Source organism: Streptomyces sp. NPDC051172, from assembly GCF_040682555.1.
Classification (GTDB): Bacteria; Actinomycetota; Actinomycetes; order Streptomycetales; family Streptomycetaceae; genus Streptomyces.
Genome location: NZ_JBFBBE010000208.1, coordinates 1 through 9,736 on the forward strand (window position 1 = coordinate 1; position 9,736 = coordinate 9,736).

Below are 9,736 nucleotides of genomic sequence, written 5' to 3' on the forward strand. Positions count from 1 at the left end.
GCCGGAACCGTGTAGTTCCGGCCACCCCGGCGGCTTTCTGCGGCCTTCGAGGGCCACGCAGGTACGGGAAGGCCAGGGGGCCCGCAGCAGTCGCGCTGCGGGCCCCCTGGCGATGCCTGCCTCTTACGATCCGGGATCGTTACGCCTCGTCGCGGCGCAGTGAGGGCTTCAGCTCCTTGAGCCGGCCCAGCAGGCCGTTGACGAACGCGGGCGACTCGTCCGTGGAGAATTCCTTCGCCAGCTGCACCATCTCGTCCAGCACGACGGCGTCCGGGATCTCGTCGGCCCAGATCAGCTCGTAGGCGCCGAGACGCAGGACGTTGCGGTCGACGACCGGCATCCGGTCGAGCGTCCAGCCGACCGAGTACTGCGCGATCAGCTCGTCGATGCGCTTCGCGTGCTTCGCGTAGCCCTCGACCAGCTGCATCGTGTACTCGCTGACCGGCGGCTGCCGGGTGTCGTCCCGGGACAGCCGGATCCAGTCCGCGAGGACCGTCAGGACGTCGGCGCCGCGCTGGTCGCCCTCGAAGAGGATCTGGAAGGCGCGCTTGCGGGCCGTGTTGCGGGCAGCCACGGTTAGCTGTTCACCCGGCCGAGGTAGTCGCTCGTACGGGTGTCGACCTTGATCTTCTCACCGGTGGTGATGAAGAGCGGGACCTGGATCTGGTGGCCGGTCTCCAGCGTGGCGGGCTTGGTGCCGCCGGTGGAGCGGTCGCCCTGCAGGCCCGGCTCGGTCTCCTGGACGACGAGCTCGACGGCGGCGGGGAGCTCCACGAAGAGCACCTCGCCCTCGTGCTGCGCGACGGTGGCCGTGAAGCCCTCGATGAGGAAGTTGGCGGCGTCGCCGACAGCCTTGCGGTCGACCATGAGCTGGTCGTAGGTCTCCATGTCCATGAAGACGAAGTACTCGCCGTCCATGTACGAGAACTGCATGTCGCGCTTGTCGACAGTGGCCGTCTCGACCTTGACGCCGGCGTTGAACGTCTTGTCGACGACCTTGCCGGAGAGCACGTTCTTCAGCTTGGTGCGCACGAAGGCCGGGCCCTTGCCGGGCTTGACGTGCTGGAACTCGACGACGGACCAGAGCTGGCCGCCTTCGAGCTTGAGCACCAGGCCGTTCTTGAGGTCGTTCGTGGAAGCCACGGTTGCGGAATCTCCTGGACTGACGTGGACGACCCCGGCGCACGCACCTGCCTAGAGTGCGAGCAGCTCCTTGGTCGTGATGGTGAGTAGCTCGGGTCCGCCGTCCGCCTCGGGGCGGACGACGAGCGTGTCATCGATCCGGACGCCGCCCCGGCCCGGGAGGTGGACCCCCGGTTCGACGGTGACCGGCACGCAAGCGTCCAGTTTACCCATGGCCGCAGGGGCCAGCTGCGGGTCCTCGTCGATTTCGAGCCCCACGCCGTGCCCCGTCAGGGCCGGGAGCCCCTCCGCGTACCCCGCGGAATCCAGCACCTGACGTGCGGCGCGGTCCACATCGCGGCAGGCCGCGCCGGGCACCAGCGACTCCCGTCCGGCGCGCTGGGCGGCGAAGACGAGGTCGTACAGCTCGATCTGCCAGTCCGCGGGAGACGTGCCGATGACGAAGGTGCGACCGATCTCGCAGCGGTAGCCGCGGTAGGCGGCGCCCAGACAGACGGAGAGGAAGTCGCCCTCCTCGACACGGCGGTCGGTGGGCCGGTGGGCGCGTCTGCCGGCGTTGGGGCCCGTGGCGACGGAGGTCGCGAAGGCGGGCCCGTCGGCGCCGTGGTCGACGAGTCGCCGCTCCAGCTCCAGGGCGAGATGCCGTTCCGTGCGGCCGACGAGGATGGACTCCAGGAGTTCACCGAGGGCCTGATCGGCGATTTCGGCGCCGATACGGAGGCAGGAGATCTCCTCCTCGTCCTTGACGACCCTGAGCTGCTCCACGGCTCCGCCGAGGTCGGTCAGGCGCAGGCGCGGGACGACCGAGCGGATCTCCCGGTGCCGCGCCACCGTGAGGTGGTGTTCCTCCACGGCGAGGGTGTCGGCGCGCTGGGCCTCGGCGAGGTCGGCGGCGGCCACCGCGGGATCGCCCGCGCTGCCGGGCAGTGCCTGCACGCGCAGCGCCTCGTCGGGCCGGCCCTCGGCGGGCCGGTCGTCCGGCGGGCCGGCGCAGAGCAGCAGATCGTCGGTCTTGCCCAGGAGCAGGACGGCGCCCCGCGGGGCGGTGCCCGCGAGGTAGCGGACATTGGCGGGCCGCGAGATCAGCGCGGCCTGGCTGCCGCCGGCCTTGCAGCGGTCTCGCAGCCTTGCTCGGCGGAGTGCGTACACCTCTGACATGAGATGAGCGTAGGAGCGGTGGGGGATTTGTGCCGGTTGGGGTGCCGATTGGGGGACGGGGGATGCCTCAACGGTTGTTCGCCGTCCGCGGCCGAGTGGGGGGCTGGTCGCGCCCACCCGGCGGAGCCGCATATCGATACAGCCCCCCGCCCCTGGAAAGGCTGCGGGCCCCCCGCGGTCACCAGTTCGGGGGGCTTGCGATCGAACGTGCCAGTACGTCGTCCAGGACCCTCGCCGTCTGGGGGACGTCCAATTGGGAGTTGTCGATGATCGGGAGGCCCGAGCCGTACCAGCCCGCCATACGGCCGTGGATGCGGGCGACCTCCTCGTCGGTGAGGCGGCGGTTGCCGGAGCGTTCCGCGTTGCGTTCCAGGACGATCTCCAGGCCGGGGAGGAGGACGACCGGGAGGAGGCCGGGGCCCACGTGGCGCTTCCAGCCGCCGAGGCCGACGACCGGGCGGTCGGGGAAGACGGCGTCGTCGAGGATGCAGGAGATGCCGTTGGCCAGGAAGTTCCGGGCGGCGAAGCCGCAGGTGCGGCGGGCCAGGCGGTACTGGGCCTCCGAGTGGTCGTTCCACCCCGACTGCGGGTCGGCGAAGCCGGAGCGGACCCATTCGCGTACGTCGTCGAGGCTGATGTGGGCGGTGGGAACCCGGCGGTGGTCCGCCCAGTACTTGGCGACGCTCGTCTTGCCGGCGCCCGCGGGGCCGATGAGCAGCACCGCGAGGGTCGTGGCGGTGGGGTCGGGCGCGCTGGTGGCGGGCGGCGCGCTGGGCATGGCGACGGGGCCACCGGGTGGCAGCGGGACATGGCCGGTGGTGTCCGGGGCCGGGGCGTGCTGCGGTGCGGGCGGGACCGGGGGTGAGGGCGCTCGGGGGTAGCCCGGTGCCGGGGGCGGCGGGGGCACGGGGACGGAGCCCTGCTGCGGGCCTGCCTGGTGCGGCCCCTGGTGCGCGGCCGGCGACCAGCCTCCGGCCGGTCCGTGCCCCGGCTGATGGGGCGGCGGCAGCGGAGAACCCACTGCGTGCTGCATCCGGTGCCACTCCGTCTCGTTCTCTTGGGCTCGGTTCACCTCCGGGGCGCTGCAGCCGGTCGCGAGAGCCCGACCGTGCTCGACCTCCCGACACCGGCGCGCCCCTTCGGCTCACTCACCGCAGGCAATTGGCGCTGGCAGCAGGGCCCGAGGCCCGCTCCCTACCGAACGGTACCTGCCCCGGCCGCCGTTTGGTGAACGGCCGGGGACGGCCCGAAGTGCCCATGTCCGTAAGGCGAATCGGACGGACGACACTCAGACGGACCTACTCGCCCACTTCGCCGTACGCGGCCAGCAGGACGGCCGGGTCGGGGCTTTCCAGGACGGTCGGCTTGGCCAGGCCGTCCAGGACGATGAAGCGCAGCAGGTCGCCGCGGGACTTCTTGTCGACCTTCATCGTCTCCAGCAGCTTGGGCCACTGGTCGTAGCGGTAGTGGAGGGGAAGGCCGACGGATTCGAGGACCGTGCGGTGCCGGTCGGCCGTGGCGTCGTCCAACCTCCCTGCCAGACGGCCGAGTTCGGCGGCGAAGTGCATGCCGACCGAGACCGCGGCACCGTGCCGCCACTTGTAGCGCTCGTTCTTCTCGATGGCATGGCCCAGGGTGTGCCCGTAGTTGAGGATCTCCCTGAGGCCCGCCTCCTTCAGGTCGGACGAGACGACCTCGGCCTTGACCCTGATGGAGCGCTCGATGAGCTCGGCGGTGTGCGGGCCCGCCGGGGTCCGCGCGGCCTGCGGATCGGCCTCGATCAGCTCCAGGATGGCCGGGTCGGCGATGAAGCCGGCCTTGATGATCTCGGCGAGTCCGGAGACGTAGTCGTTGACCGGGAGGGAGTCCAGGGCCGCCAGGTCGCACAGCACACCGGCGGGCGGGTGGAAGGCGCCGACGAGGTTCTTGCCCTCGGCGGTGTTGATGCCGGTCTTGCCGCCGACCGCGGCGTCCACCATGGCCAGCACCGTGGTCGGGATCGCGATCCAGCGCACCCCGCGCAGCCAGGTGGCGGCCACGAACCCGGCGAGGTCGGTGGTGGCGCCGCCGCCGACGCCGACGATGACGTCGGTGCGGGTGAACCCGGACTGGCCGAGCGCCTTCCAGCAGTAGGCGGCGACCTCGGCGGTCTTGGCCTCCTCCGCGTTCGGCACCTGGATGGCGACCGCCTCGAAGCCCTGCCCGGCCAGGTCGGCACGGAGTGCGTCACCGGTCTCGGCGAGCGCCTCGGGGTGGACGACGGCGACCCGCTTGGCCTTGTCGCCGATCAACCCGCCCAGCTCGCCCAGCAGTTGACGCCCCACCAGGACCTCGTACGGGTCGGTGCCCGCGCTCCCGCCGACCTGGATCCGGGTGACTGCCTCGCTCATGCTTCCTTCAACTCCAGTGCATCCAGGGCGACTTGGGTGACTTCTTCGGGTGTGCGGCCGTCCGTGGCAACGACCGCCGTGGCCACCTCCTCGTACAGCGACCGCCGGGCCTCCATCAGCTCGCGCCACTGCTTGCGCGGGTTGACGGCGAGCAGCGGACGGGCCGCGTTCAGCCCGGTGCGCTTGACGGCCTCCTCGACGTCCATCGAGAGGTAGACGACCCGCTGTCCGGCCAGCAGGGCGCGGGTGTCGGCGTCCAGGATCGAGCCGCCGCCCAGCGCGAGGACGCCGTCGTGCTCGGCCAGCGCCCGGTGCACCGCGGCCTTCTCGATCGCCCGGAAGACCGGCTCGCCCTCGTCGACGAAGATCTCCGCGATCGAACGGCCCTCAGCCGCCACGATGTCCTCGTCCGTGTCCCGGTAGCCGACCCCGAGCCGCTCGGCCAGCAACCGCCCGACGGTGGACTTGCCCACACCCATCGGACCGACCAGCACCACCTGCACAGCACTCACCGGATGGCCAGGTTGTCGAGGTAGGACCGCACATTGCGGCGGGTCTCGGTGACCGAGTCGCCGCCGAACTTCTCCGCCACCGCATCCGCCAGCACCAGCGCCACCATCGCCTCCGCCACGATGCCCGCCGCCGGGACCGCGGAGACGTCGGAGCGCTGGTGGTGGGCCTGGGTCGCCTCGCCGGTCGTGACGTCCACGGTCTGCAGCGCCCGCGGGACGGTCGCGATGGGCTTCATCGCGGCGCGGACGCGCAGCAGCTCACCGGTGGTCAGGCCGCCCTCGGTGCCACCCGAGCGGCCGGAGGTGCGCCTGATGCCCTCGGGCGTGCCCACGATCTCGTCATGCGCCTTCGAGCCCGGCACCCGCGCCAGCTCGAACCCGTCACCGATCTCCACACCCTTGATCGCCTGGATGCCCATGAGGGCTCCGGCCAGCCGGGCGTCCAGCTTGCGGTCCCAGTGCACATGCGAGCCCAGGCCCACGGGGACGCCGTAGGCCAGGATCTCGACCACACCGCCCAGGGTGTCGCCGTCCTTGTGGGCCTGGTCGACCTCGGCCACCATCGCCTTCGACGCATCCGCGTCCAGGCAGCGCAACGGGTCGGCGTCCAGCCTCTCCACATCGGCCGGCGTCGGGTAGACGCCCTGCGGGGCCTTCACCGAGCACAACTCGACGACATGCGAGACGATCTCGATGCCCGCCGTCTCCTTCAGGTACGACCTGGCCACCGCCCCCAGCGCCACTCGAGCCGCCGTCTCCCGCGCGGAGGCGCGCTCCAGGATCGGGCGGGCCTCCTCGAAGCCGTACTTCTGCATGCCCGCGAGGTCGGCGTGGCCGGGACGCGGACGCGTCAGCGGGGCATTGCGGGCCAGCCCCGCCAGGATCTCCGGGTCGACCGGGTCGGCCGCCATGACCTGCTCCCACTTGGGCCACTCCGTGTTGCCCACCATGACCGCGACCGGGGAACCGAGGGTCAGACCGTGCCGTACACCACCGAGGAAGGTGACCTCGTCGCGCTCGAACTTCATGCGCGCACCGCGTCCATAACCGAGCCGGCGCCGGGCCAGGTGGTCCGCCACCATCTCCGTGGTGATCGGCACACCGGCGGGAAGACCCTCCAGCGTCGCCACGAGTGCGGGACCGTGGGACTCCCCCGCGGTCAGCCAGCGCAACCTGCTCAACGGTGCTCCTCAGTTGCTCGCGCCCTGGTACTGCCCTGCGTACGCGCGTCCTCGCGTACGGCGACGGCTTGACCAGGTGCGCGGCCCTGGCCCGCCACCCCCGATCCTCCCACGTCCGGGCAACGGGTCCGAGCCGAGTCCGACAAACGGACAGATCAGCCCAGCTGTGCGGCTTCGCGCATGGCGGCGAGCGGGGAGCGCGGGTCGCCGGTGAACTGGCGGAACTGGAAGACCGCCTGGTGCACCAGCAGGTCGAGGCCGCTGAGCACCTGCCCGCCCCGCTGCTGCCAGGCGGCGGCGAGAGGGGTGGGCCAGGGTTCGTAGAGCACGTCGAAGAGGGTGCCGACCTGTGCGGGCACCTGTCCGGCCAGCGCGTCGGTGCCGCCGGCCGGCGTCGTGGAGATCACCAGTGGCGCCTCGAAGGCCCGTACCGCATCGCTCCAGTCGGCCGGGCGGACCTGCACGCCGAGCCGTTCGCCCCACTGCCGCATCTCGTCCGCGCGCCGCTCGCTGCGCACATACACGGTGACCTCGCCGGTGCAGATCCGGGCGAGCGCGGCCAGGGCCGAGGACGCGGTGGCACCGGCGCCCAGGATCGCCGCCGACTCGGCCTTCTCCACGCCCCGCTCGTGCAGTGCAGCCACCAGGCCGGGGATGTCGGTGTTGTCGCCGACCTTCCGCCCGTCGGGCCGGAACACCACGGTGTTGACCGCCTCCACCGAGGCCGCCGTGTCGGTGATCTCGTCGAGCAGCGGGATCACCGCCCGCTTCAGCGGCATCGTCAGCGACAGCCCCGCCCACTCCGGGCCGAGCTGCGCGAAGAACCCGGGCAGCGCTGCCTCGTCGATCTCGAACCTGTCGTACGACCAGTCGTCCAGGCCGAGCGCCCGGTACCCCGCGTTGTGCAGCTGCGGGGACAGGGAGTGGGCGATGGGCGAGCCGAGCACGGCCGCCCTTCGGGTCGCAGTCATCAGTTCTTTTTCCTCGACGCATTGAATTCGTCGACCAGCTTGTTGTGCTCGGCGAGCGTCTTGGTGAACCTGCTGGTCTTGCCGTCCAACGAGATGAAGTAGTACCAGCCGTCGTGCGTCGGGTCGAGCGCCCCCCTGAGGGCCAGCTCGCCGGGGTTGTCGATCGGGCCGGGCGGCAGACCCTTGACGTAGTACGTGTTGTACGGGTTGTTGTACTTCCGCAGCTCGGCGATGCTCAGGTCGATCTTGGTCTGGTTCTTGATGTAGTTGTACGTGGAGTCGAACTCGAGCGAGCCGTAGGTCTCGGGGTTTCCCGGCTTGAGGCGGTTGTAGACGACCTCGGCCATCTTGCGGAAGTCGTCGTGGCTGGTGCCCTCGGCCTGCGCCAGGCTCGCCACGGTGAGCAGCTGCCAGGGGCTGTCGAGGCCGAGGCTCTGTGCCTTCTTCGTGAGGCCGAGTTCCTCGTACTTGTCGTTGGCCCGCGTGACCATGTCCTTCAGGACGGCCTCGGGCTTCTGGCCCTTGCTGACCGCGTAGCTGGAGGGGTAGAGGAATCCTTCCAGCGGATCCTTCACGTTCGGGTGGTTCAGCGCCCAGGAGGGCAGGCCGAGGTTCTTGTAGTCCTGCTGCGCGACCTTGGCCGTGGTACCGGCCGCCACCCCTAGACGCGTGTCGATCAGCTTGTAGATCGACACGTTGCGCAAGCCCTCGGCGAGGACCAGGTTGCTGCGGCTCTTCGGGCTGAGCATCAGTTCGACCGCGCTCGCGGCCGACATGTGCTTCTCCATCGTGTAGACGCCGTCCTGGATCTTCTTGCCCTCGGGGTTCGACTGCTGCGCGGAGACGAACGCGTCGACGCTCTCGACGACTCCTGCTTCCTTGAGCTTCTGCCCGATGACATAGCCGCCTGCGCCCTTGGGGATGGTGACCATGACCTTCTGACCGTTTCCGTCGCCCGCGTAGTCCGGCGACGGGCCGAAACGATCCTTGTAGAAGTGGTAGCCGAAGTAGCCGACCCCGGCGGTGCCTCCGGCGAAGATCACGACCAGCACGAGGCAGGCGAGGCCGCTGCGGCGCTTCTTCGGCTTCTTGCCACCGCGGGCCTTACGGCCGGAACGGGGCTCGTCGTCCTCGTCCTCGTCATCCTCGCCGCCGGCGAAGAAGGCGTGTTCTCCCTGGTCGGGACCTGGGTCCCAGTCGGTCTGCGGCTCGGGCTCGGCCTGCCTGCGGCTGGGCGGCTCGGGCGGCGGGTACGCGTCGGGCGTGCCGTAGTAGTCGGGCTGGTCGCCGCCGTACGCGACGGCCTGCTGCGCATACGGGTCCGAGGGATCCGTGTACTGGACGTGCGTGTGCGTGCCGGTGCCCCAGCTGCCCTGGTCGTACGACTGCTGCTGGCCCTGGCCTGCGTAGTACTGCTGGTCGTAGCCCTGGTACTGCTGCGGGTGCTGCTGCTGCTGCGGGTACTGCTGCGCCTGACCGTAAGCGGACTGTTCGCCGTTGCCCCAGTCACCGTAGTGCTGCTGCTGCGGCTGCTGCGGATAGTGCTGTGGCTGGCCGCCGTAGGGGGACTGCGGGCCCGCCTGGGCCTGCTGTCCGCCCCATCCGTCGTTCCCGTATGACGGGTCCTCCGGATGCCACGGTTCGGAGCCTGGGCCCCGGCCATACTCAGTCATCGATCCCCTAGAGCCGCGAGGCGGCGGTTACGCGGCTTTCGGCCGGGTTCGTCCCGCCTCTTGCTGTGCAGCCGCTGTTCGAACAGCGGCGCAGACGCGCGGAACGTTACCGTATCGCGATCAGATGACCACTTCGACGCCCTCGCCGGGTGCTTTACCTGACACCCGTTCGGATTCGAGGGCCTGCTGGAGGATGATCACAGCGGCTGCCTGGTCGATGACCGAGCGGCCCTTCTTCGACTTCACGCCCGAGGCGCGCAGTCCCTGACTGGCCGTCACCGTGGTCATCCGCTCGTCCACGAGCCGGACCGGAACGGGGGCGATGCCCTTCGCGAGCTCCTGCGCGAAGCCGCGAACCTTTACCGCCGCCGGGCCTTCGCCCCCCTTGAGGGAGCGAGGGAGGCCGACGACGACCTCGATCGGCTCGTACTCCTCGACGAGTTGCTTGAGCCGTCGGTGGGCTGCCGGGATGTCCCGGCCGGGGACCGTCTCCACCGGGGTGGCAAGGATCCCGTCGGGGTCGCACGAGGCGACCCCGATACGGGCGTCCCCGACGTCGATCGCGAGTCGACGGCCTCTGCGCATCGTCACTTCGCGGTGTCCGTGACCAGCCGCTCGACGGCGTCCACGGCGTCGCCGATGGCGGCGGGGTTCTGGCCGCCGCCCTGGGCGACGTCCGGCTTGCCGCCACCGCCGCCGCCGAGGGTC

The 9,736-nt window shown here is 70.7% G+C and carries 11 protein-coding genes; all 11 read right to left on the reverse strand.

Annotation, left to right across the window (positions count from 1 at the left end; all coding sequences use genetic code 11):
* Nucleotides 1-139 precede the first annotated feature (139 nt).
* Nucleotides 140-574, reverse strand: a complete 435-nt coding sequence (nusB, locus tag AB0N07_RS48495; protein WP_030946863.1) for a transcription antitermination factor NusB — start codon at nucleotides 572-574, stop codon at nucleotides 140-142.
* Between the two features lie 2 nt (nucleotides 575-576).
* A complete protein-coding gene (gene efp, locus AB0N07_RS48500) occupies nucleotides 577-1,143 on the reverse strand; it encodes an elongation factor P (RefSeq protein ID WP_020117452.1) in 567 nt (188 codons plus the stop codon).
* Between the two features lie 51 nt (nucleotides 1,144-1,194).
* The gene (locus AB0N07_RS48505) at nucleotides 1,195-2,301 is read right to left on the reverse strand and encodes an aminopeptidase P family protein (RefSeq protein WP_365847021.1); all 1,107 of its coding nucleotides are present in this window, start codon (nucleotides 2,299-2,301) and stop codon (nucleotides 1,195-1,197) included.
* Between the two features lie 178 nt (nucleotides 2,302-2,479).
* Nucleotides 2,480-3,334 carry a Pro-rich N-terminal domain-containing protein gene (locus AB0N07_RS48510; RefSeq protein ID WP_365847023.1) on the reverse strand — a complete coding sequence of 285 codons (855 nt, stop codon included), beginning with the start codon at nucleotides 3,332-3,334 and terminating at the stop codon, nucleotides 2,480-2,482.
* Between the two features lie 265 nt (nucleotides 3,335-3,599).
* On the reverse strand, nucleotides 3,600-4,691 hold the full coding sequence (aroB, locus tag AB0N07_RS48515) for a 3-dehydroquinate synthase (RefSeq protein ID WP_365847025.1): 1,092 nt from the start codon (nucleotides 4,689-4,691) through the stop codon (nucleotides 3,600-3,602).
* The gene (locus AB0N07_RS48520; RefSeq protein ID WP_365847027.1) at nucleotides 4,688-5,203 is read right to left on the reverse strand and encodes a shikimate kinase; all 516 of its coding nucleotides are present in this window, start codon (nucleotides 5,201-5,203) and stop codon (nucleotides 4,688-4,690) included. The genes aroB and AB0N07_RS48520 overlap by 4 nt, the downstream gene beginning before the upstream one ends.
* Nucleotides 5,200-6,384 (reverse strand): chorismate synthase, encoded by a 1,185-nt coding sequence (gene aroC, locus AB0N07_RS48525; RefSeq protein ID WP_365847029.1) that lies wholly within the window; start codon nucleotides 6,382-6,384, stop codon nucleotides 5,200-5,202. Before aroC ends, AB0N07_RS48520 begins: the two co-directional genes overlap by 4 nt.
* 155 nt (nucleotides 6,385-6,539) lie before the next feature.
* Nucleotides 6,540-7,355: a shikimate dehydrogenase gene (locus AB0N07_RS48530; protein WP_365847031.1), complete on the reverse strand. Its 816-nt coding sequence runs from the start codon at nucleotides 7,353-7,355 to the stop codon at nucleotides 6,540-6,542.
* Nucleotides 7,355-9,028: an endolytic transglycosylase MltG gene (gene mltG / locus AB0N07_RS48535; RefSeq protein ID WP_365847033.1), complete on the reverse strand. Its 1,674-nt coding sequence runs from the start codon at nucleotides 9,026-9,028 to the stop codon at nucleotides 7,355-7,357. Before mltG ends, AB0N07_RS48530 begins: the two co-directional genes overlap by 1 nt.
* A gap of 120 nt (nucleotides 9,029-9,148) precedes the next feature.
* Nucleotides 9,149-9,613: a Holliday junction resolvase RuvX gene (gene ruvX, locus AB0N07_RS48540; RefSeq protein WP_275774424.1), complete on the reverse strand. Its 465-nt coding sequence runs from the start codon at nucleotides 9,611-9,613 to the stop codon at nucleotides 9,149-9,151.
* 2 nt (nucleotides 9,614-9,615) lie between these two features.
* A partial coding sequence (locus tag AB0N07_RS48545; protein ID WP_365847035.1) for a DHHA1 domain-containing protein occupies nucleotides 9,616-9,736 on the reverse strand: 121 nt, incomplete at its 5' end.